Below are 21,388 nucleotides of genomic sequence, written 5' to 3' on the forward strand. Positions count from 1 at the left end.
ATAAAGCAGAGTTTAATCAGAGATTTACAATTACAGGACAACAACTCAATCCCTCGTTCAATTTGCTCCACTGCATGCTGAACATTAGAACCTTTTAACTCAATATAAACCTCTTGTCCATTAGGCAATATGAGCAAATAGTCGCATCTGACACCTTCTTTAATCACACAATCATCTACATGAACAACTTTTATGGTATCCCGATTTGGATTATGTAATCGAAATTTACTTCGTTTATTTCGACTTCCAGGATCAGTCACAACAATATTAGTATCACTCTTGATTGTTTCACATCCGGCAAAATTTTTCATGGATTGATATCGAGAAGTTGATCAAACTGAATGGCTAGTTCATTTGATACGGCATCAATAATATTCGTATCTATTAATCCGGTTTCAAGATCAAGAATGGAATGGCAATAACCATCCGCTAAAGAATAGACAGCCAGATCATTAGGCTCAAGGAATCTTGATGTCGGAACATAACGCGCTATTTCTTTTTTCTTTTCTTCAGTAGCATTAGCCGCCAAGAATCCGGCTTGAAGGAGATTATTGAAAGCTGTCAATATATAAGGACTATGAGTTGTAATGAAAAACTGTAAGTTATCTTTCCCAGAGTTATAGACTGTAGAAATTAACTCCACCATATCTCTCTGAGCGGCTGGAAAAATATGTGCTTCTGGCTCCTCGATATATATGGATTGACCCCCTATTTTAGGTTTCGACAATGCAATTGATCTAAGAATAAGAGCTAATGGCAATACTTCTTGCTGTCCCGAAGAAGAATTTGAAACACTAATCTTTCTGCCTCCATCCATCTCCAGATAGTCTTCCCCATCTTCTTGAAAATACTTGCCGCAAAGAATTTTTGTATTGAGTATAGCTATTTCTTTATTTAACTGTTTATTATCGCTCCTTCTTCCCAACCTTTCTAGTCTAATCGGATTTTTCACTCTTTCATAGTAATTCCCGAACTCAACCAGAAATGGATCGACAGCTTTGTTCTCAGATAAAAAAGTGAATATACTACTTTTTAGATTCGCAAAAAATGATCGACCTGCTGGAATATACAATTGTGAAAACGTGACAACTTTAGGAACTTTTTGGGCTAAATCACGTAAAAATAAGTGCCGTATATCATAGATTAAATCGAAACGAGAGAGAACACCAACTGGCATATCTTGTTCAGCGGCTTTCTCATTTTGTTTTTGAATGATATTTCTCAAATAAACAAATTCATCTTTAAAAAATCCTGAATAGTTAAGTACCACTTCCGGTGAGCTTTTCTTGTTTTTTCGTTTTCGGTAAATCTCAATAAAATCTTCACCGACATAATAACAAATTCTAAAATTTGCGTTTCCCCAGGATGATGACGGGAAATATTCATAAAATCGGCTTTTGAAATCTTGATCAAGCTCTCTTGTATGTTTTGATCGTTCTGCTGCGTTAATGATTTCAGATATAAAGCTCTTGAAGTAGAATAGTAACTTGGCGACGACACTCTTCCCGCTGGCTTGGGGACCAATCAAAATATTAATGGGTTTGACATCTAGAGTAATATCTTTAATTCCCACAAAATCTTTGATTTCAATTCTTTCCATAATTCACTATCAGTAATATACTCTCAGATTAGTGACAAAAGTGTTATCAGATAAGAGGTTCAGCCATCGCATCAGAAGATTGTATCCAGTAGGATTTTAACCGATCATCGTTCACACTATTACTGGATAAGGCGTTAAGCTAATTGTAGTACATCAGCATCAGAGAAACTTCAGTATAAAATTTTCACCCAAATACAGCAAATTTCTCTGCGTACCTCTGCGCCATCCTTTGCGTACCTCTGCGTTAAAAAAATATAATATGAGTGCGAAGTCTCATGTACGGTTCTCAGGGGAGGGGAGAGGGGCGACCCTCAAACTGTTACCCGACCATTACGCCCAGAAAACATAAGAAATTAGGGCTAAGGTTCCCTTACTACGAACCCAAGCTAATCTACCAAATTAGGTGTGCCACGCCACTACAAAAGTGACATGCGTATCAGGTCATACAGAAAAGGGGAGAAATTTCTCCCCTTCCCCTGCTCCTCGGCTCTCCTGCAAGCTTCACCGAAAACGTTTTAGTCTACTGGCTGTTGCATCTGGGTTGAAGGAGATGCTTCTGGAGGCACAGATTCGATCACATCGACTTCACCTACCCGATTGAGGGGCCAAAAGCGGACGATCGCTCGTCCAATAATATTGTCACGCGGGACAAAACCCCAATAGTGAGAATCGTAGCTATTATTGCGATTATCTCCCAACACCAAATAATTGTCCTCTGGCACCGTCACAGGTCCATAGCTGTATTCGGGTTCCTCTTCGATATATTGTTCCCGCAAGGCTTGATCATTGACATAGACTCGTCCTCCCTTCACCTCCACGGTTTCGCCAGGAAGACCAATCACTCGCTTGATAAAGGCGTCTTTGAAATTTTGCTGCTTGAGTGCATCTGTGGGAGAAAAGACCACAATATCTCCGCGCTGCGGTTGACGGAAGTTATAGCTGATCTTATCAATAATCAAGCGATCGTTAATCTGAAGGGTGGGTTCCATAGAACCCGAAGGGATATACCGCGCTTCTGCCACAAAGCTGCGAATCCCGATCGCGAGAAAAACACTCAAGCCAATGGTCTTGAATCCCTCTACCCAGGGATTTTCTGGCTTTTGTACCGATTGTTTTTCAGGGTCTCGATTTTGGGCACGAGTCATAGCCGTTGAATCACCTTAAGCAATCACGAGTTGGACGATGGAGGAAAATCGGCGGAGGAAAATCAGCCGATTAGTCGGCTCATCTCTTCTAATGTAACCGAAGCGGTTATAACCGACGGGGTTCCTCTAGTAACTGGACAAAATTCGCTCTAAAGTAGGAATACTGAAGCTATTGGGAATTTTAGCATTTTCTTATGTCCTCTGACTCAAGCTTACTCATCCGCCATGCTCGTATTCTCATGCCCACAGGGGACATTTTGCTGGGAGATGTCCTCACTCGTGGTCGAGAAATTGTCCAAGTTGCCCCAGACATCTCAGCTTCGGCAGATAGGGAAATCGACGCGACAGGGTTAACATTGTTGCCGGGAGTCATCGATCCACAAGTTCATTTTCGTGAACCGGGCTTAGAACATAAGGAAGACTTATTTACCGCCAGTTGTGCTTGTGCCAAGGGAGGCGTTACCTCATTTCTGGAAATGCCCAACACTCGCCCCCTAACCACAACTCAAGCCGCCTTAGACGATAAGCTGAAACGGGCATCCGAGAAGTGCTTGGTTAACTACGGCTTTTTTATTGGCGCAACGCCAGCAAATTTGCCTGATCTGCGTGAGGCACAGCCGACCTGTGGGATTAAGATATTTATGGGTTCGATGCGTGGGGGGCTATTAGTGGATAGCGAGGAAGCCCTCGACCCAATTTTTGCCGAGGGAACCCGGCTGATTGCCGTTCATGCCGAAGATCAAGGGCGAATCCGGGAACGGCGGGAAAAATTTGCCGGAATTAATGATCCGGCAATTCACTCCCAGATTCAGGATAATCAAGCCGCCCTAAATGCGACTCAACTCGCGCTGAAACTCTCGAAAAAGTATCAGCGACGGCTGCATATTCTGCATCTGTCTACCGGGGAGGAAGCTGAGTTACTGCGTCAGGATAAACCCGGTTGGGTAACGGCTGAAGTCACCCCCCAACACTTGCTACTTAATACCAGCGCCTACGAGAAAATCGGCACCTTGGCGCAAATGAACCCCCCCTTGCGATCGCCCCAGGATAATGCCACCCTTTGGCAAGCGCTATTAGATGGCGTCATCGACTTTATTGCCACGGATCACGCCCCTCATACCCTAGACGAAAAAGCTCAAACCTATCCCAATAGTCCATCGGGAATGCCGGGAGTGGAAACATCCTTAGCCTTAATGCTAACCCAAGCCATACAAGGACGCTGTACCCTTGCCCAAGTCTCGAACTGGATGTCTACGGCTGTAGCTAAAGCCTATCGCATTCCCAACAAAGGCGCGATCGCTCCCGGTTATGATGCCGATTTGGTCTTAGTAGACTTAGAAAATTACCGTCCGGTGCGGCGAGAGGAACTATTAACTAAATGTGGTTGGAGTCCCTTTGAAGGCTGGAACTTAACCGGATGGTCGGTGATGACTATTGTTGGAGGTAAAGTGGCTTATGAACGGGGCAAACTGCACACAGAGGTACGCGGTCAAGCCTTAAGATTTGATGGGTAAAGTAACCCTTCCCTCTGCCTTTTGCAATACCTTAACCTTACCCTATCCCCTAACAAATGACAAATGACGAATGACAAAGGACAAACACCATGACATTAGAAGCGCAAAAGCGATCGCCACTTAAAGCTATTTTGATCGTCTTGATTGCTTTAATTTTCATTGTTGCCTGTTCTATAGGCGTAACCTTAACTGTTTCAGGAGGAGAGATGTTTGCTGGAAAACGACCCACGAATCTTGGCATTGAGTCAGGGAAATTAACTGCCTGTCCCGAAAGCCCAAACTGTGTCAATAGTCAAGCTCAAGATGCCCAACATAAAATTGATCCGTTAACCTATAAATCAGCACCAGCTAAGGCAATAGCTGACCTGAAAACCGTGATTGAGAACATGGAAAGAACCAAAATTATCACGGAATCAGAGAATTATCTCTACGCCGAATTCGCGACTAAGCTGATGGGGTTCGTCGATGACGTAGAATTTTTCCTAGATGAAGGAGCGAATGTTATCCACGTTCGTTCAGCATCGCGTTTAGGACAATCCGATTTAGGCGTAAACCGTAAACGGGTGGAAACCATTCGCACCAAATTCAACGAACTGCAAACCTAACAGGACTTACGCACAAACGCCACATATATATAGTAGGGTACGGCAATGCCGTGCCCCTACAGGTAGCGCCTGTGCTGTATGGATTATCGATATAGGTAAAGAAAATCCTCGATTTGTTACCGCTAGACCCTTTATAGAAAGTAATGGATAAAGAGGATATGCTTAAAGAGTTAGATGTAGTAACATTAACGCACGATATTCAAGAACATGGACTGAACAGGGGGAGTAGGGGCGCGATTGTTCATTGCTATAAAGATGGACAGGCGTTTGAGGTAGAATTTGTCAGTGAAATGGGGGATACACTGGCTTTACTAACGTTGGAGAAAGCCGATATTCAACTTGAACGAGAAGCAATTCGAGGACAAATTGGGAAAATTCTTGATACTTTACCCGCTGATTTATTGGTCGAGGTGCGAGATTTTGCTGAATTTTTACAACAGAAGCATCAGTGAGTTACTTCAGATCCCCGACTTCTTGCAGAAGTCGGGGATCTTGCTTGGATATACTACACTTCATCAACCAGCAAATAGGCTGTAAGTGATGGGGACTCACTGCTTTTTCATGTCACGAGCCATTTTGCGGAACATATCCATGCTAGAATCGCTAGAATCAGCGCGGCGGCGCTCAAAACGGTTTGGCTGGGGCTGACTCACTGGTTGGTTTTGAGGAGCTGGCAGCGGTTCAGGAGTGGCGCTGATTTGTTTATTGGAACGGATGACTTGCCCAAAAGCAGAGGTTTCTACCTCCTGCTGTAAACCCTCCCCTAGGTTGTCTTTCTTTTTCGCAAACCGCTTCTTCACAGATTTGGGCGATCGCATATAGTTAATATCACCGAACGTCTTGGCGTCGTCTGGCTCTAAGAAGTAGGCTCGCCGTTTTTGGGCTTCTGCTGCTTGTTCTGCTTCGTCTGTCTCCTCATCGACGTACTTGCTCTTTAACCCAAATAAATTACTCAGAAATCCCATAGCGAACTAATCCTGCCTTTAATTGATTACCTTTGTTACTTTATGTTAACAAAGATTAAGGATTATGTCTTTGACGAGTAGAACAGATCCCTTGTCACCATCTCGACGCCGAGGTGTTGTGCCTCTCCTCCATCCCAAATTTCGTGAGCGCTGTTGCTCAAGCTAGCATAGGTTCGAGACTATTATAACTAGGTGTATGATCAGAACTATCATCAAATTCATTCATCGATCCCCACTCAAAATTCTCTAATAAGTATGAGAGCTTATCGTAGGTACTTTTTAGACCGACATAAGATTTAAACTGACGTAGAGGTGGTAGATTGAGACGGGGCTGATTGGGATCTATATCTCTGGGATGAATATAAAGGACAAGCGGTTGCAGGTGATCGTGTTGAATATGAGATAATTGGCTAAGTAAGGTCAAGGGTAGACAACGCAGGTAACCACCACCTAGATATGGAAGTCGTTTTTTACCAACATTTAAGGTAGATGTAGGAAATTCTAGAAGACCATTCGTTAGTCTACAGGGAAGGGGATTAGCAGTGGGAATGCCACCATAGGCGCCATCAGCAGGAAGAATTGAAGCATCGTACTGATATCCCGCTTTGGCAAGAATATCCAGTGCCCACAAAGTAGAAGCAGTGATTGAAAACCCTGGAGCGCGATATGCTTTTGGTTTTTCACCACAGGCAGCTCGGATAGCATCTTCAGCTCTAGTAATATCTTGTTTAAATTCCTCTGGTGTTTGTTGATATACAAGAGTATGAGAATATCCGTGACTACCAATCTGGTGTCCCTGAATTTTTATTTCCTTAACCAGCTCAGGATAGTGTTCAGCCACCCAGCCGAGGATAAAAAACGTCGATCTAGTCTTGTGTTTATTTAGAAGATTGAGAAGCTTTACTGTATTGGATACAATACGGCTTTCCATATTTATCCAATGATTGATATTAGGGATTTGGTCAGTGTTCAAGATGTGAAACCATTCTTCCAGATCTACAGAAAAAATGTTGATAGTCATATTATTTTTATTGCTGTCAAAGCTCACCTCTTGATAATTACTCTAAAACTTACATTGAAATGGTGGGATTTTCTTTTAAAATTTCAGGAAATTTATTTTTATTAATTTTTCTTCAAAATATTTCAATAAAATTAATTAAATCATCTAATTTATTAAGTTAATTTAAGCCTTAAAAAATATTTACTTTTATGTTTTTTTGTCAACCCCCTGAGGAGAGTTAAACTATACAGCCTATCTTCATGTATACTAATAAAACAAGTTACAGAAAGACAACCTAGAAATAACTCTAAGTAAGAGAGGGTCAAATGGATAAGCTAAAACTCCTCAATATTTATTTAGACAACTTATCTAAATCAGAATTACTAGAAAATTTAAAAACTGGTATTCTTTTTACTCCTAATGCAGATCACATGATTAAGCTTCAACAGGATAGACACTTCTTGGAAGTTTATAAGTTGGCTGACTATAAAGTTTGTGATGGGCAAATACTTTTATTTATAGCTAGGCTTATCGGTTTACCCATCAAAGAAAAGATTTCAGGGTCTGATTTTCTTCCAGCCTTCTATCACTATCACAGAGACAATGAAGATATCCGCATATTTCTTTTGGGGGCAAAGGAGGGGGTAGCCAAGAAAGCTCAGACTAATATTAACTCTAAAGTGGGCAGAGAGATTGTGATCGGCGCACATTCTCCATCTTTTGAATTTGAAAAGAATAAAGATGAATGTTCGCAAATAGTAGAGATTATTAACCAATCAGGTGCAACAGTTTTAGCCGTAGGAGTGGGTGCGCCAAAGCAAGAGAAATTCATTTTGCAGTACAAGAATAAACTTCCAAATATTAAGATTTTTATGGCAATAGGTGCAACAATCGACTTTGAGGCAGGCACAATAAAGAGATCGCCAAAATGGATGAGTAAAATGGGACTAGAATCCTTGTATAGATTGTGGTGCGAACCTCGCCGATTATGGAAAAGATATTTAGTCGAAGATCCAGCTATTTTCGGGCTTTTGCTCAAACAAAAACTTAATCTTTATGTTAATCCTTTTGAGACGAAGGAACCTGATAGTATGACAGATTCTGTAATGACAGTTTGATTAGCGGTTCATACCAAATCCGCTTAAGTAACCCTTTTTATTCCTTGGGTACTTTTTCCTTGAAACCTTCTGCCTTCTGCTATAACGCTAATGCTGCGACAAAAAAAGCCCGCCTGTGCGGACTGAATTATAAAAGGGGTAGTAAATTTGGCTTTGGTATGAACAGTCATCTGGACGGTTCACGATGGGATTTAGCTCGATGGCACTAGCCGCTTGCGGAGGGATTCAGCTCGCCGCTTCGCCGTATCATTCTTCGGTTCATGCTTGAGCGCTGCTTCATACGCCTCTAACGCTTGAGCGGTTAGCTGCTTGCGCTCGTAAACGTGACCCAAGTTATTGAGAGCTGTCACATAATCTGGCTCTAGTTTTAAGGCTTCCTTATACTGGCGAATAGCAATATCGTATTGATCTTGGGCAAAGTAGGCAAAACCGAGAGCATTATGAACCGGAGCTAGATTGGTTTCTGAAGCATCCGGAGCTTTAAGTCCCTTTTGGAATAGAATAACGGCTTGAGCAAAGAGTTTCTTGTCCAGATAGATGCTACCCAACTCGTAGTAGTCTTGGACTGATCCTCGCTCTTTTTGCAGCTTTTGCTCCAGCTTGGAGAGGGTGCTTTCGATTTTACGGGTTTTGAACACTTGGCGAATTACTGCCAAAGCTGCAACTCCAAGCAGGACTAACAATATGATTAGATAAATTTGTGGCAGGGTTTCATCCATAATCCTGTGCAACTTATACGGGACGGGTTTCAATCTTTTATAATGGTAAACCCCAAGCGGCAGCACGTTCAGCTAACCACCCTTCGGCGTGCCAACGTGCGATCGCCTGATTGACTTGTTGTCGCAGTTCGGTATATTGCAATCCTTTAGGCATTACCACTGCCAAAGCTGCACCAGATAAGCGATAGGGGAGCAATCGATACTCTGGGTATTGCTGTACCCATCCAGTCAGAACCGTCTGATCAGCGGCAAAGGCGTTAGCGTCTCCCGCCTCAAGGAGAAATAGTGCTTCTTGGTAGGAGTCAACGCCGACTAATTGGGCATTGGGTAAAGCATACTTGATCACCGAGATTGTACTCGAACCCTTGAGAACCGCGATGGTTTGGTTGTCTAAATCGCTCAACAGATTAATTGAGGCATCTTTGGTAATAATTCCTGCACCATCCAAATAATAGGGGATACTGAAATCAACCAAGCGGGCGCGAGACTCCGTTACCGTTACTCTAGCGATCGCAATATCAACCTGATCCTCAAGTACCACACTCAAGCGATCGCGATTCGTCACTGGCTGCAAAACCACAGCCTCTGGACTTCCTAGCAATTCTTTAGCCAGTCGTCGGGCAATATCAATTTCGAGTCCTTGTAGCCTTCCCGTCGCATCGCGAAAGCCCAAGGGACGCAAATTATCTTTTACCGCAACAATTAATTGACCCCGTTGCTCAATTTCTGCCAATTCAGCCGGATAAGCGGATGGAGGTGGTAAAACAGCCACCCCCATCAATCCAAGTGCCACACCGACATTAATAAACCTTTGGGCGATCATCGGTTTCATTTGAGATTAGTGATTGAGCAGCAGGGATTGGAGAAGTGTTGAGTGTGTAGGGGCGGGTTTAGCGAATTAAAGCGCAAGCTATTGATGATAACCTTGGTTCAAAACCCGGCCTCATCTCCCCCTGCTCCCAGACGTGCCATGGCACGTCTCTACATTGCTTCCCCTGCTCCCCCTGCTCCCCCTGCTCCCCCTGCTTCCCCTGCTCCCCCTGCTCCCCCTGCTTCCCCTGCTCCCCCTGCTCCCCCTGCGATCTCAACCGACACACTCTAACGAACTTACTTTGCGCCTTGGCTAGCAAGTTCTACAACCTTTTGAAAGCTGGCGGGATCTAACACAGCTAATTGTGCCAACATCTTGCGATTGATCTGAATATTCGCCTTTTTCATCTGACCCATAAGCTGACTGTAGCTTATGCCATTCTGACGAGCGGCGGCATTAATGCGAGTAATCCAGAGGCGGCGAAAATCCCGCTTGCGCTTGCGGCGATCGCGATAAGCGTTCCGCAGTGCTTTCATCACCTGTTGATTGGCTGTACGGAAGAGTTTGGAGTGAGCACCCCGATATCCTTTCGCCAGCTTGAGAACTTTCTTGCGTCGTTTACGTGCGACGTTACCGCGTTTTACTCTTGTCATTGACTCTTCCTTGACTCTTCCTAATTGATACGAGCTAGATGGTTATACCTGCCACAGTTAGAGTCTGTCATTCTGAACGAAGCGATAGCGGAGTGAAGAATCTCACCAGATGTTTCGCTGCACTCTGTTCGATTCAGTATGACAAAAGCTCAATTTGTGACCATAAACAGTATATTCGTCTAAAGCAGTCTAAAAATAGGGAAGCATCAGGCGCACATTATCGGCATCCCGTTCATTGACCAAGTTCAATTTCGACAGACGCCGCTTCCGTCCTGAGTTTTTGCGCTCCAGCAAGTGGCTCTTAAACGCCTTGCGTCGTCTAATTTTACCGTTTCCGGTGGGTCGAAAACGTTTGGCGGCGGCTCTACGGCTTTTCAGTTTCGGCATAAACAACTTTGAATAAGGACACAATCTACAATTGTACTACTGTTTTGGTCTGTATCGTAAAGATTTAGTCTACACCCTGATCCTGGGTGAGTGTATGCTGAGGATGGTGGTTAGCGGCTGTGATGTGATCACTCCTGTTGAGTCATCAGCTAGTAAGCTTTATCCTGTGGGGGTGTAGCTTTTAGGGTTTGGGTTTTAGGTTAGCACCATCCCCTGTCCTCCTTTTACCACTGGAGTGTACTGGAGATAACATAGGAAAACCCAGCAACTCGTCCAACTCAGCATCGGATAAAGATAGGGACTTGCGACTTAATAATGTACCAAGGAAGCTTGGCTGAGTTCATTAATTCAGCTTTCCTCACTGGTACTTTATTTTTACGCAGCTCCCATATCTTAATATACACTAGCTGGGATCACCATATCTGACCTAATGGTTGCAACCATTGATGTGATAATTACCAAGCAGGATTTTCTGCTTGCGTGTCAATTTCATCTGCATGACTGAATGCCTAGCCAGCGATATATTAAACAGTGCAACAGAAGTATTATCGTTAATATGACTCGAACTAGCTTGTTTTCCCAACTTACGCTAAAGGTTCTCACCCTTCTCGGATTAACCGTTACCTTAACCTCCCTCAATGGAACCAATCCCTTTGCTGTCTCACAAGTCTTAGCGCAAAGCAGGAATCCCTCAGAGGCTGAAGCCAATAGACTATTACAGCAGGGGATTCAGCAATTGCAAACGAGTCAATTTCGGGAGGCGATTGAGTCTTGGCAAAAGACGTTGACTATTTATCAAGACATTGGCGATAGACAAGGTGTCGCTAATTCCCTTAGTAATTTGGGACGAGCTTACGAGGCACTTTCCCGATACCAGAAAGCGATTGATTTTTATCAGCAGTCTTTGTCTATTTATCAAGACATTGGCGATAGACAAGGTGTCGCTAGTTGCCTCAACTATTTGGGAGGAGCGTACAGGAAGCTCTCCCAGTACAAGAAAGCGATTGAATTTCATCAGCAGGCTTTATCTATTTTTCAGGAAATTGGTGATAGACAAGGTGAAGCTAAAGCTCTCAATAATTTGGGAGGAGTTTACACCAATCTCTCTCAATATGAGAAAGCGATTGATTTTTATCAGCAGTCTTTGTCGATTTTTCAGGAAATTGGCGATAGACGAGGTGAAGCGAATTGCCTCAATAATTTGGGATTAACTTACAAAAATTTATCCCAGTACGAGAAAGCGATTGATTTTTATCAGCAGTCTTTGTCTATTTTTCAGGAAATTGGTGATAGACGAGGTGAAGCGAATTGCCTCAATAATTTGGGATTAACTTACAAAAATTTATCCCAGTACGAGAAAGCAATTGATTTTTATCAGCAGTCTTTGTCTATTTTTCAGGAAATTGGCGATAGACGAGGTGAAGCTAGTTCCATCATAGGTTTGGGAAGTGCTTACAACAATCTCTCCCAATACGAGAAAGCGATTGATTTTTATCAGCAGTCTTTATCTATTTTTCAGGAAATTGGCGATAGACAAGGTGAAGCTAGTTCCATCATAGGTTTGGGAAATGCTTACAGCAATCTCTCTCAATACGGGAAAGCGATTGATTTTTATCAACAGGCTTTGTCTATTTATCAAGAAATTGGCAATAGACGAGGTGAAGCTCAATCACTTGGTAATTTGGGAAATGCTTATAACAATCTCTCCCAATACGAGAAAGCGATTGATTTTCATCAGCAATCTTTACCTATTTTACAGGAAATTGGAGATAAAATAGGTAAAGCTAGGACTCTTAACAATTTAGGAGTGGCTTACCGCGCTCTAGGACAAGAACAGAAAGCCAGAGAATTCTTTGAGCAGTCTCAAGCCATTAAGGAAGAAATAGGGATAGATTAGAATAAAGGTAAGTAATACGTCATAAAAAAGACACCGCTAATCCCTATATTAGAAGGCTTTTAAGTCACTTTTAGGACGGAGTGTGATCGCTGGCAAACAGCAACCTCCAATCTCATGGTCCCAACATTTGATGCGAACAGATTCGAGAGGACACTCAGTACAGGAAAAGTCGGTACATGCATGAACAGATGACACTTTTGTTGATAACAAGGGAGTTTGAGCGGCTAAACCAACCCCTACAATTGACAGACATAGCCTGCTACGTCTGGAACATGACTTCTTTACAATTACTGAACCGACACTCTAGACAGTTGAGACTGCGCCGCTTCATAACAATCCAGCTTACCTAGATTACGGCAAAGTTGAGCCGCTTGCTGTAAATCGTTGATCGCGGCTAATCGATTTCCCAGTTGGGCTTGGGCTAACCCTCGTTCGTAGTAAGCTAAAGCATAATCAGGATTTCGTTCAATGGCTTGGGTGTAATCCGCGATCGCACCTAGAGGATCTTCGATTTCCTGACGGGCTACTCCTCGGTTATAGTAAGCGTCTGCCGCCTCTGGATTCAATTGAATCGCTACTGTATAATCCGTTATCGCCCCGCGACTATCTCCCCGACGCTGACGGGCTAAACCACGGTTTTGGTAAGCTAGGGCTTGATTAGGTCGTAAATTAATCGCGGTGGTACAGTCGTCAATCGCACCCTTTTGATTACCTAAATTAGAACGAGAACGACAGCGTTTCAGGTAAGCCGTGACCAGATTGGGTTTAAGTTGAATAGCTTGGGTATAATCATCAATGGCAGCTTGTTCCTGTCCTAACTCGGCTTGGACTTGACCTCGATTCACCCAGGCTGGGGTAAAATTCGGGTCACGTTGCAAAACTTGAGTATAATCAGCTTTAGCCCCTTGGCGATCGCCTAACTCCAAGCGTAGATTTCCTCGTTGGTAATAGGCGTCAGCATTTTGGGGATTGAGTTGAATCGCCTGAGTCAAATCAGCCAAGGCGGACTGAGTTTTTCCCTGATTCGCGTAAATCTTTCCCCGATAATAGTAAGCTGTCGCGTTTTGCGGCTGATAGGTAATCGCTTGAGTATAGTAGTCAATCGCCGCCTCAGATTGTTGTTCTTGTTCTTGGATTTTTCCTTGATGGAGAACGTATTGCGCCATTAGGCGTTGCGGAAGGCGCAGGGTATAAGCCAGAACTAACGCCATGATTCCCACTAATCCGATAGCCGTGAAGATAACCCAGGGTTTAAACTGACGACTAGGATAGGTAACTGTCGCGATCGCCGGATTGATATCCGGTAACGAGGGTAGGGAAAATTGAGTAACTGTGTTCCTCTCCGGGATACGACTGAGATCCGCCAGCACTGTTTTAGCGTGGTGATAACGGTTCTGGTGATTATCATGCACCATTTTCTCCAGAATAGCGGCTAACTCTGGGCTAACTTGGGTGTAAGCTTGCCAAGCGCTGGTTTCAGGTTGACCCTGGTTTGCTTGTTTGAGTTCTGCTAACTCGCTAACGGATAATCCAGTCATCGCTTGAATGGCGATAATCCCCAAGGCGGACAAGTCACGATTAACGTGGAGGGGTTCTGGGAATGGTTTAGAGGAGTGATCAACAAAAGTCGGATTGGGGGGATTGGGGGCTAATTTGTGGAATGACTGGGCGATTTGGGGACTCAATTGGTGGATAATTCCCCAGGTTGTTAGCACTAATTTGTCATCTCCTTGGCGGCGGATAATTGTAGAAGGTTTGAGGTTTCCCAAAACTGCACCCTGTTGATGGACAAACACTAAGAGGTTGAGGAGTTCGTTTAACAGGCTAATCACCTGATTTTCGGTCAGCGGATCACCGGGTATGAGTTCGTCAGTTAAAGGATGACCGCGCATAAACTCTTGAACAAGATAAAACTGATTCGTTTGGGCAAACGTGGTGATCAATCGGGGAATTTGGTCATGTTGACCCAGCTTTTTCAGCAATTCTGAGGTTTTTTCCAGACGGCTGAGAATAGATGATCGAGTTGGAGAGGAGTTCGGCGGGAGTCGAATTTGCTTGACCACGCATTTAGGATGCTGGGGAGAGTGAATATCTACCACTAAATAAGTGCGACCCAATTCATCGGTATCCAGGACTTTAATAAATTGGTAACGTCTTGCTAAGAGTTTGCCCATATTGATGCACGCTGACGCTCTGTGCAAAAATTATGACACGAAAGGCAAAATCCCCATTTTTGAAAAAAATCTGTTATGATAGCACGACAGAAAAAGCTCCAGAGGCTATCTGGAGCTGTTTTGAACCCGTGAATGTAGATGAACCCGTGAATTAAGATTCAGTCGAAAGAGAAATTGTAATACATGTTGGACAAGATTGGCTACACATAAGCAGCCAATCTTTTACTTTTTGAGAAGCATTTTGGGTTGAGAGGGGCGGAGGGAAGCTGGGGGAGATGGGGAAGCCGGGGAAGCTGGGGAAGCTGGGGGTGGATGTAGAGACGTGCCATGGCACGTCTGGAAGCTGGGGAAGCTGGGGAAGATGGGGAAGCAAATAACCAATGACGTAGCTTGCTTCTCAAGGGAGCGAGTAGGACGAAGGACGAATGACAAAGGACAAATGACGAACATTTCTGTTAATTTTTCGTAACTTATTAGTGATCCCAAATTTTTTATAAAGCTACACTTAAATTATACGGTTAAGAAAAAAAAGTTATGTTAACCTCAACCCCTCAGACCTCTACCCCAGTCCCTAAAGATAAATCATTGATCCTCTGGTTTGATCAAATCCGACTGGATGACCTACCCTTTGTCGGGGGCAAAAATTCCTCTCTGGGTGAAATGATTGGACAACTCACTCCCCAGGGAATCAATGTACCGACTGGGTTTGCGATTACGGCGTATGCTTATCGTTACTTTATCGAAAGCGCCGATTTAGAAGTCAAACTGCGCCATCTGTTTGCAGATTTGAATGTAGATGATGTGAGTAATCTGCAACAGCATGGGAAAAAAGCGCGACAGTTAATCCTCAGCATGGAGTTTCCCCTAGAACTGACCCAAGCCATTCGGACAGCCTATCAGGAATTGTGCGATCGCTATGGGGAGGGAACGGATGTGGCGGTTCGTTCCTCGGCGACGGCGGAAGACTTGCCAGATGCGAGTTTTGCGGGTCAACAGGAAACCTATTTAAATGTAAATAGTTTTAAAGGCGTGCTGGAATTTACCCATAAATGCTTCGCCTCCCTGTTTACCAACCGCGCCATTGCTTATCGGGAACATAATGGATTTGACCACTTTGATGTGGCACTTTCGGTGGGAATTCAGAAAATGGTGCGGTCAGATTTAGCCTGTTCCGGGGTGATGTTTTCCATTGACCCCGAAACGGGATTCAAAAATACCGCATTAATTACCGCCGCTTACGGCTTGGGCGAAACGGTGGTTCAAGGTGCGGTTAATCCCGATGAATACGTAGTCTTTAAACCGACATTAAAACAGGGATGTCGCCCGATTTTGGAGAAACGCCTGGGAACCAAAGAAATTGAAATGATTTATGACGAAGGGGGGTCGAGACTGACGCGCAACGTGCGAGTCGCCCCCTGTGATCAAAAGAAATTCTGCCTTAAAGATGAAGAAGTCTTACAATTAGCGCGTTGGGCGGTACAAATTGAAGACCATTATTCCCAACTGCGGGGACTCTATACCCCCATGGATATTGAATGGGCAAAAGATGGGATAACTGGGGAGTTATTTATTGTCCAGGCGCGTCCGGAAACCGTACAATCCCAGAAATCAGCACAGGTTCTCAAAACTTATCAGTTGAACCAACGCAGCGAGGTGTTAGTTACGGGGCGTAGTGTAGGCGCAGCCATTGGTCAAGGAACTGCCCATATTATTATGGATGCGTCTCACATTCATCTGTTTGAGCCGGGGGAAGTATTAGTTACCAACCGCACTGATCCCGACTGGGAACCGATTATGAAAAAAGCCAGCGCCATTGTCACCAACCAAGGGGGACGTACTTGCCATGCGGCAATTATTGCGCGAGAAATGGGAATTCCAGCGATTGTCGGCTGTGGGAATGCAACCGAGGTATTAACCACGGGTCAAGGGGTGACAATTTCTTGTGCGGAAGGGGATGAAGGACGAGTTTATGATGGATTATTACCCTTTGAAGTCCAAGAAACTCCCCTAGATAATTTACCCCGCACCCGAACCCAAATTTTAATGAATGTAGGTAATCCAGATCAGGCTTTTGGTTTAGCCGCAATTCCCTGTGATGGTGTGGGTTTAGCACGGTTGGAGTTTATTATTGCCAATCATATTGAAGTTCATCCTCTGGCGTTGATTCATTATCATCAATTGCGGGATGAATCGGTGAAAGCGAAAATTACTCAAAAGACCAAGAGTTATGCTGATAAACCTCAGTTCTTTGTCGATAAATTGGCGCGGGGAGTGGGGATTATTGCAGCGGCGTTTTATCCCAAACCTGTAATTGTGCGGATGTCTGATTTTAAGAGTAATGAATACGCTAACCTTTTAGGCGGTCAAAGTTTTGAACCCAAGGAAGATAATCCCATGCTGGGATGGCGAGGGGCGTCGCGGTATTGTGATCCGAAGTATCGGGAAGCCTTCGCTTTGGAATGTCAGGCGATAAAGCGGGTAAGGGATGAGATGGGATTAACTAATGTAATTCCGATGATTCCCTTCTGTCGCACTCCTGATGAAGGGCGTCAGGTGGTAGCGGAGATGGCGAAAAATGGTTTACCCCGTGGGGTGAATGGGTTGCAGGTGTATGTGATGTGTGAGTTACCCAGTAATGTGATGGAGGCGGATGAGTTTGCTGAAGTGTTTGATGGGTTTTCCATTGGGTCAAATGATTTAACCCAATTGACGTTAGGATTAGACCGAGATTCGGCGTTAGTGGCGCATATTTTTGACGAACGCAATCGCGGTGTAAAACGGATGGTGAAGTTGGCGATACAAACAGCGAAAGAGTGTGGGCGTAAGATTGGTATTTGCGGTCAAGCGCCTAGCGATTATCCGGAGTTTGCCAAGTTTTTGGTAGAAGAGGGAATTGATTCGATGAGTTTGAATCCCGATTCAGTGTTAAAAACGCTGTTGATGGTGGCTGAAGTAGAACGTCATTTGTAGGGTGAATTCGTAGGGTGCGTTAGCGTTCGCGCAGCGTTCCCGAAGGGTAGGGTAGCGTAACGCACCGACTGATCCCATTAGCTACAATTGTCTGAGGTGTTTGTAGTAAGCGCTTTAGCGCTTGTGACCACCATAAATCTAAAAGGTTTAATGAGATGAAACGCCTAGTATCCTTATGTGTAAATAAAATATCAAAGGGCTGTGTTCCTCAGAAGTTTAATGGGTTAGCTAAATGAGAAATTTATGCCTTTCTCGAATCGTGCGATCGCTTGGGTTGGTCGTCAGTGATTCAGCGATTATGGCACTAAAGTGCCTACTACGAACGGTGCGATCGCTTCTCTTGGCTCTGTTGGGGTTAAGCTTAAGTTTGGGTATCCATACAGTAACTCAGGTAAGGGCAGAACTTCCCGCTACTCCGGATAATTTAGCCTTAGTACAAGTCGGCAAAAATCACTACGATACAGGAAAATTTACTAAAGCTGTACAAATTTTACAACAAGCAGCACAGGGGTATGCTGAGACGGGGAATACCCTTCAGCAAGCTCAAGTATTCAGTCTGTTGTCATTAACGTATCAGAAATTGGGACAGTGGCAAGCGGCGGAACAAGCGATTCAAACCAGTTTGTCTTTACTCAAAACTTTATCTGAAGCCAATCCCATTGTCCGCGCTCAAATTCTCAATGCTCAAGGGCGTCTCCAACTCGCTAAAGGCAATGCTGAAGCGGCTTTAGCTACCTGGGAACAGGCAGAAACTCTCTATCAGCAAGCGGGTGATCCCGTCGGGGCGATTGGCAGTCAAATTAATCAAACCGAGGCAATGCAATCTCTTGGATTATATCGACGCACCAAGCAACTTTATCAACGGCTAGAACAAGCCATTTTCGGGTTAGATAATTCACCCGTTAAGGTGGCTGGATTACAAAATTTTGGGACTATTTTGCGACAAGGAGGGGATTTAGAAAAATCTCAAGACATTCTCAGCCAGAGTTTAGCCTTAACCCAAACCTTGGGCTTGCCGCAACAGGAAAGTAAAATATTGCTAAGTTTAGGGAATACAGAGCAAACCTTAGCTCAACGCGCTAAAGTGTTTGAAAATTCCTCAGGCGAAGACTATATCCAAGCTGCTCTAACTCACTATCAACAGGCGGCAATGAAGGCGACGCTTCCGTTAACACGAATTCAAGCTCAACTCAATCAATTGAATTTATTAATTGAGACTGATTCTCTATCACCGAATCAAGACTTATTGTCCTCAATTTCAGCCGGATTATCCACTTTACCCGCTAGTCGGGCTTCTGTCTATGCTCATGTTAACTTCGCTGAAAGTTTGCTCAATATGTCAGAACTCATGACACAGCAGCAAGGCACTAATGATAGTGTGGCAATCTTAAATACAGCGATTCAACAAGCTGAAGAGTTAGAAGACAAACGGGCAATATCCTATAGTTTGGGGACTTTAGGTAAGCTCTATGAAAAAAAACAAGATTGGACAAATGCCAAAACTGTGACCGAAAATGCACTCCTAATTGCTCAACAGATGAACGCAGCAGATATTGCCTATCAATGGCAATGGCAAATGGGGCGATTACTGCAAGCCCAAATCCAAGAGAGTTCTCAAAATCTGCCTGTTAATCCAGACGCGATCGCCTACTATGATAAAGCGGTTAAGACACTCAATAATTTACGCGGAGATTTAGTTGCTCTCAATCCCGAAATTCAGTTTTCCTTCCGAGAAACCGTCGAACCCGTTTATCGGCAATTCGTCGATTTACTCCTGCGTTCTCCCACTCCCAGCAAAAAAAATTTGATCCAAGCCCGCCAGATCATGGAAGACTTGCAACTGGCTGAATTGGATAACTTCTTTCGGGATGCTTGTGCCACACCAGAAGCCGTGAATATTGATAACGTCGATCCTCAATCCGCGATCGTTTATCCGATTATATTATCTAATCGCTTGGATATCATTATTAAATTACCTGGACAAGATAACCTGCGCCACTATGCTCATCAAGATGTCTCAGAAACACAAGTTGATCAAGCCGTGGAAAAATTTCGTGATGATTTAACTAAACGCAGTACGAGTATCAGTGGCATTAAACAGGATGCAGCCCAACTTTATGATTGGTTAATTCGCCCCTTTGAAGCTGATTTAGATGCAGCCAACTCAGATAACCCCGCCGTTAAAACCTTAGTCTTTGTCCTCGATGGTTCCTTACGCAATATTCCCCCTTCTACTCTTTATGACGGAGAAAACTATTTAATTGAGCGGTATGCAGTGGCGTTAACACCCGGTTTACAACTCCTAGAACCCAAACCCCTGAAACGCGAGAATTTCCGGGGGCTGATTGCGGGAACACCCAATGCACCAAGCTTTGAAGCAGAAGGATTTTCTCCCCTAGATAATGTTGCTGATGAGTTAGCCGGAATCCAAGAACAAATCAACCTGAATCAACTTTTAGAAAATCAGGACTTTGAGCAAGAAAATATCCGCAATCAGATTAATCAGGAACCCTTTAATCTGGTACATATTGCCACCCACGGCAAGTTTAGTTCTAATCCCCAAAAAACCTTTATTTTAGACTGGAGTGGGCGAATTAATGTTCAGGATTTAGATGATTTATTACGCGCCAATGAAACCAATCGTACCACTGCGATTGAATTACTGGTTTTGAGTGCTTGCGAGACAGCTACTGGGGATAAGCGTGCGGCATTGGGATTAGCCGGAATTGCTGTGCGAGCGGGCGCCCGCAGTACAGTGGCGACATTATGGCAAGTAAACGACGCATCCACCGCCGAATTTATGCAACGGTTTTACGAACAGTTAAAAACACCTCAACGGAGTAAAGCTGAAGCGCTGCGGCAAACTCAAATTGCTTTCTTAACGGAGTACCCAGATGATCCAGATAAAGATTACCTACGCCCTTATCACTGGGCGCCTTTTATTCTGATTGGGAATTGGTTATAGCCTCATCCACTATAACACTGCCAATAATGGGTTCTTGCTTAATTTCTGTTAACCCAATTCGTTCATCCCCCAAAAGGTTTAGCCAGATACTTTCTAATGTGTCATCTTCAGGGTATTTCAAACGTAATTGAGCCAATTCTGTAAGCATATCGTACCACATATCGTGACGGGCATAAGCGGCAACTCGTTCTAGGGAATTTTTTGCCTGATTTAATTCCGCCTCAAGTTCAGGAGGTTGGGGAACTCGTCGCACAAATCCTGTTAGTGATGCTGGCGTCAGTCGAGTTGTTGATTCCTGAGATTGTCTTGAACGAGGACAACTGATTTCAAAATACCAGCGATAGGTTTTATCTCTTTCTAACGGCGTTTCTGTTTTGGGAATAGTGACACTAACAATTCCGGGTGTGGCTGGCAGTTTAAAGGTGGTGCGATAAATATCATTTTCCCCCTGTTGGATAGAAAATTCTCCAGAGGATACTTTGTCTGAACTGTAGGGAACATAAATCCAAAAGGTGGGATGTTCACTCACGGTTAATTGAAAGTTTTTGCCACCTGCCATGCGCGTCAGCAGTAGATCTCCTTCCTGGTATTCACAGTCACCACGAGTACCTGTTCCATTGTCGGTTTGAGGAGTACCGCCACCAGTATCATCAGGTAAATTCGGCAGGAGAGAAGGAATCGAGATTGGATCAAAGATAGTATTCGATGGTTGAACCTGTGCCGTCACTGGGGCAATAGTAGTCATTAAACTAACAATAATGCTAAGGGCTAGTACGGGTTGACTACGAGGGAGAAACATCACGTTTAAAATGTTCATATCTCACTTCATAAAAATACTATAGAATAAGTAGGTGGACACAATTAA

Annotated in this window: 18 protein-coding genes; 8 read left to right on the top strand and 10 right to left on the bottom strand. The window is 44.0% G+C overall.

The window, feature by feature from the left end; translation table 11 throughout:
- Positions 1–307 precede the first annotated feature (307 nt).
- Both RIC07_RS24275 and lepB read right to left on the bottom strand, forming a co-directional pair.
- Positions 308–1,600, bottom strand: coding sequence for an AAA family ATPase (locus RIC07_RS24275; protein WP_446396748.1), 1,293 nt, complete (start codon positions 1,598–1,600; stop codon positions 308–310).
- Between the two features lie 515 nt (positions 1,601–2,115).
- Positions 2,116–2,745: a signal peptidase I gene (lepB, locus tag RIC07_RS24280; protein WP_446396749.1), complete on the bottom strand. Its 630-nt coding sequence runs from the start codon at positions 2,743–2,745 to the stop codon at positions 2,116–2,118.
- Between the two features lie 194 nt (positions 2,746–2,939).
- Here lepB and RIC07_RS24285 point away from each other — a divergent pair, with 194 nt between their 5' ends.
- The 3 genes from RIC07_RS24285 to RIC07_RS24295 all read left to right on the top strand — a co-directional run bounded on the left by RIC07_RS24285 (position 2,940) and on the right by RIC07_RS24295 (position 5,316).
- Positions 2,940–4,259 (top strand): dihydroorotase, encoded by a 1,320-nt coding sequence (locus RIC07_RS24285; protein ID WP_446396750.1) that lies wholly within the window; start codon positions 2,940–2,942, stop codon positions 4,257–4,259.
- A gap of 89 nt (positions 4,260–4,348) precedes the next feature.
- The gene (locus RIC07_RS24290; protein WP_446378851.1) at positions 4,349–4,864 is read left to right on the top strand and encodes a DUF1499 domain-containing protein; all 516 of its coding nucleotides are present in this window, start codon (positions 4,349–4,351) and stop codon (positions 4,862–4,864) included.
- Between the two features lie 143 nt (positions 4,865–5,007).
- Complete coding sequence (locus tag RIC07_RS24295) at positions 5,008–5,316, top strand: DUF4926 domain-containing protein (RefSeq protein ID WP_446396751.1); 309 nt, start codon at positions 5,008–5,010, stop codon at positions 5,314–5,316.
- Positions 5,317–5,412: 96 nt separating this feature from the next.
- On the opposite strand, the gene RIC07_RS24300 is transcribed toward RIC07_RS24295, so the two are convergent.
- Positions 5,413–5,829, bottom strand: a complete 417-nt coding sequence (locus RIC07_RS24300; protein WP_446396752.1) for a hypothetical protein — start codon at positions 5,827–5,829, stop codon at positions 5,413–5,415.
- 157 nt (positions 5,830–5,986) lie between these two features.
- Positions 5,987–6,850, bottom strand: coding sequence for a polysaccharide deacetylase family protein (locus tag RIC07_RS24305; RefSeq protein WP_446396753.1), 864 nt, complete (start codon positions 6,848–6,850; stop codon positions 5,987–5,989).
- A 305-nt stretch (positions 6,851–7,155) separates the two neighbouring features.
- Here RIC07_RS24305 and RIC07_RS24310 point away from each other — a divergent pair, with 305 nt between their 5' ends.
- On the top strand, positions 7,156–7,947 hold the full coding sequence (locus RIC07_RS24310; protein WP_446396754.1) for a WecB/TagA/CpsF family glycosyltransferase: 792 nt from the start codon (positions 7,156–7,158) through the stop codon (positions 7,945–7,947).
- Between the two features lie 191 nt (positions 7,948–8,138).
- On the opposite strand, the gene RIC07_RS24315 is transcribed toward RIC07_RS24310, so the two are convergent.
- The 4 genes from RIC07_RS24315 to rpmI all read right to left on the bottom strand — a co-directional run bounded on the left by RIC07_RS24315 (position 8,139) and on the right by rpmI (position 10,517).
- Positions 8,139–8,666 carry a tetratricopeptide repeat protein gene (locus tag RIC07_RS24315; protein WP_446383645.1) on the bottom strand — a complete coding sequence of 176 codons (528 nt, stop codon included), beginning with the start codon at positions 8,664–8,666 and terminating at the stop codon, positions 8,139–8,141.
- Positions 8,667–8,703: 37 nt separating this feature from the next.
- Positions 8,704–9,489: a transporter substrate-binding domain-containing protein gene (locus RIC07_RS24320; RefSeq protein WP_446396810.1), complete on the bottom strand. Its 786-nt coding sequence runs from the start codon at positions 9,487–9,489 to the stop codon at positions 8,704–8,706.
- A gap of 284 nt (positions 9,490–9,773) precedes the next feature.
- Positions 9,774–10,130: a 50S ribosomal protein L20 gene (gene rplT / locus RIC07_RS24325; RefSeq protein ID WP_446396755.1), complete on the bottom strand. Its 357-nt coding sequence runs from the start codon at positions 10,128–10,130 to the stop codon at positions 9,774–9,776.
- 189 nt (positions 10,131–10,319) lie between these two features.
- Positions 10,320–10,517, bottom strand: coding sequence for a 50S ribosomal protein L35 (gene rpmI, locus RIC07_RS24330; protein ID WP_446344649.1), 198 nt, complete (start codon positions 10,515–10,517; stop codon positions 10,320–10,322).
- 556 nt (positions 10,518–11,073) lie between these two features.
- On the opposite strand from rpmI, the gene RIC07_RS24335 reads away from it, so the two are divergent.
- Positions 11,074–12,414, top strand: coding sequence for a tetratricopeptide repeat protein (locus tag RIC07_RS24335; protein ID WP_446396756.1), 1,341 nt, complete (start codon positions 11,074–11,076; stop codon positions 12,412–12,414).
- Positions 12,415–12,701: 287 nt separating this feature from the next.
- On the opposite strand, the gene RIC07_RS24340 is transcribed toward RIC07_RS24335, so the two are convergent.
- Positions 12,702–14,588 carry a tetratricopeptide repeat protein gene (locus tag RIC07_RS24340; protein ID WP_446396757.1) on the bottom strand — a complete coding sequence of 629 codons (1,887 nt, stop codon included), beginning with the start codon at positions 14,586–14,588 and terminating at the stop codon, positions 12,702–12,704.
- Positions 14,589–14,620: 32 nt separating this feature from the next.
- Here RIC07_RS24340 and RIC07_RS24345 point away from each other — a divergent pair, with 32 nt between their 5' ends.
- The 3 genes from RIC07_RS24345 (at position 14,621) to RIC07_RS24355 (ending at position 20,523) form a co-directional block, all read left to right on the top strand.
- On the top strand, positions 14,621–14,743 hold the full coding sequence (locus RIC07_RS24345; protein WP_006100076.1) for a hypothetical protein: 123 nt from the start codon (positions 14,621–14,623) through the stop codon (positions 14,741–14,743).
- A gap of 379 nt (positions 14,744–15,122) precedes the next feature.
- The gene (gene ppsA / locus RIC07_RS24350) at positions 15,123–17,558 is read left to right on the top strand and encodes a phosphoenolpyruvate synthase (protein WP_446396758.1); all 2,436 of its coding nucleotides are present in this window, start codon (positions 15,123–15,125) and stop codon (positions 17,556–17,558) included.
- Between the two features lie 232 nt (positions 17,559–17,790).
- Positions 17,791–20,523 carry a CHAT domain-containing protein gene (locus tag RIC07_RS24355; RefSeq protein WP_446396759.1) on the top strand — a complete coding sequence of 911 codons (2,733 nt, stop codon included), beginning with the start codon at positions 17,791–17,793 and terminating at the stop codon, positions 20,521–20,523.
- Here the strand turns inward: RIC07_RS24355 and RIC07_RS24360 are convergent.
- Positions 20,498–21,340: a DUF928 domain-containing protein gene (locus tag RIC07_RS24360; RefSeq protein ID WP_446396760.1), complete on the bottom strand. Its 843-nt coding sequence runs from the start codon at positions 21,338–21,340 to the stop codon at positions 20,498–20,500. The genes RIC07_RS24355 and RIC07_RS24360 overlap by 26 nt on opposite strands.
- Positions 21,341–21,388: the final 48 nt, after the last annotated feature.

Origin of the sequence: Coleofasciculus sp. E1-EBD-02, assembly GCF_040218245.1 — a bacterium.
Taxonomy (GTDB): Bacteria; Cyanobacteriota; Cyanobacteriia; order Cyanobacteriales; family Coleofasciculaceae; genus Coleofasciculus.

What these genes read in the sequence shown, in the direction of transcription:
- RIC07_RS24275 (WP_446396748.1), bottom strand. Translation starts at nt 1,600, where the DNA reads ATGGAAAGAATTGAAATCAAAGATTTTGTGGGAATTAAAGATATTACT.
- lepB (WP_446396749.1), bottom strand. Translation starts at nt 2,745, where the DNA reads ATGACTCGTGCCCAAAATCGAGACCCTGAAAAACAATCGGTACAAAAG.
- RIC07_RS24285 (WP_446396750.1), top strand. Translation starts at nt 2,940, where the DNA reads ATGTCCTCTGACTCAAGCTTACTCATCCGCCATGCTCGTATTCTCATG.
- RIC07_RS24290 (WP_446378851.1), top strand. Translation starts at nt 4,349, where the DNA reads ATGACATTAGAAGCGCAAAAGCGATCGCCACTTAAAGCTATTTTGATC.
- RIC07_RS24295 (WP_446396751.1), top strand. Translation starts at nt 5,008, where the DNA reads ATGGATAAAGAGGATATGCTTAAAGAGTTAGATGTAGTAACATTAACG.
- RIC07_RS24300 (WP_446396752.1), bottom strand. Translation starts at nt 5,829, where the DNA reads ATGGGATTTCTGAGTAATTTATTTGGGTTAAAGAGCAAGTACGTCGAT.
- RIC07_RS24305 (WP_446396753.1), bottom strand. Translation starts at nt 6,850, where the DNA reads ATGACTATCAACATTTTTTCTGTAGATCTGGAAGAATGGTTTCACATC.
- RIC07_RS24310 (WP_446396754.1), top strand. Translation starts at nt 7,156, where the DNA reads ATGGATAAGCTAAAACTCCTCAATATTTATTTAGACAACTTATCTAAA.
- RIC07_RS24315 (WP_446383645.1), bottom strand. Translation starts at nt 8,666, where the DNA reads ATGGATGAAACCCTGCCACAAATTTATCTAATCATATTGTTAGTCCTG.
- RIC07_RS24320 (WP_446396810.1), bottom strand. Translation starts at nt 9,489, where the DNA reads ATGATCGCCCAAAGGTTTATTAATGTCGGTGTGGCACTTGGATTGATG.
- rplT (WP_446396755.1), bottom strand. Translation starts at nt 10,130, where the DNA reads ATGACAAGAGTAAAACGCGGTAACGTCGCACGTAAACGACGCAAGAAA.
- rpmI (WP_446344649.1), bottom strand. Translation starts at nt 10,517, where the DNA reads ATGCCGAAACTGAAAAGCCGTAGAGCCGCCGCCAAACGTTTTCGACCC.
- RIC07_RS24335 (WP_446396756.1), top strand. Translation starts at nt 11,074, where the DNA reads ATGACTCGAACTAGCTTGTTTTCCCAACTTACGCTAAAGGTTCTCACC.
- RIC07_RS24340 (WP_446396757.1), bottom strand. Translation starts at nt 14,588, where the DNA reads ATGGGCAAACTCTTAGCAAGACGTTACCAATTTATTAAAGTCCTGGAT.
- RIC07_RS24345 (WP_006100076.1), top strand. Translation starts at nt 14,621, where the DNA reads ATGACACGAAAGGCAAAATCCCCATTTTTGAAAAAAATCTGTTATGAT.
- ppsA (WP_446396758.1), top strand. Translation starts at nt 15,123, where the DNA reads ATGTTAACCTCAACCCCTCAGACCTCTACCCCAGTCCCTAAAGATAAA.
- RIC07_RS24355 (WP_446396759.1), top strand. Translation starts at nt 17,791, where the DNA reads ATGAGAAATTTATGCCTTTCTCGAATCGTGCGATCGCTTGGGTTGGTC.
- RIC07_RS24360 (WP_446396760.1), bottom strand. Translation starts at nt 21,340, where the DNA reads ATGAACATTTTAAACGTGATGTTTCTCCCTCGTAGTCAACCCGTACTA.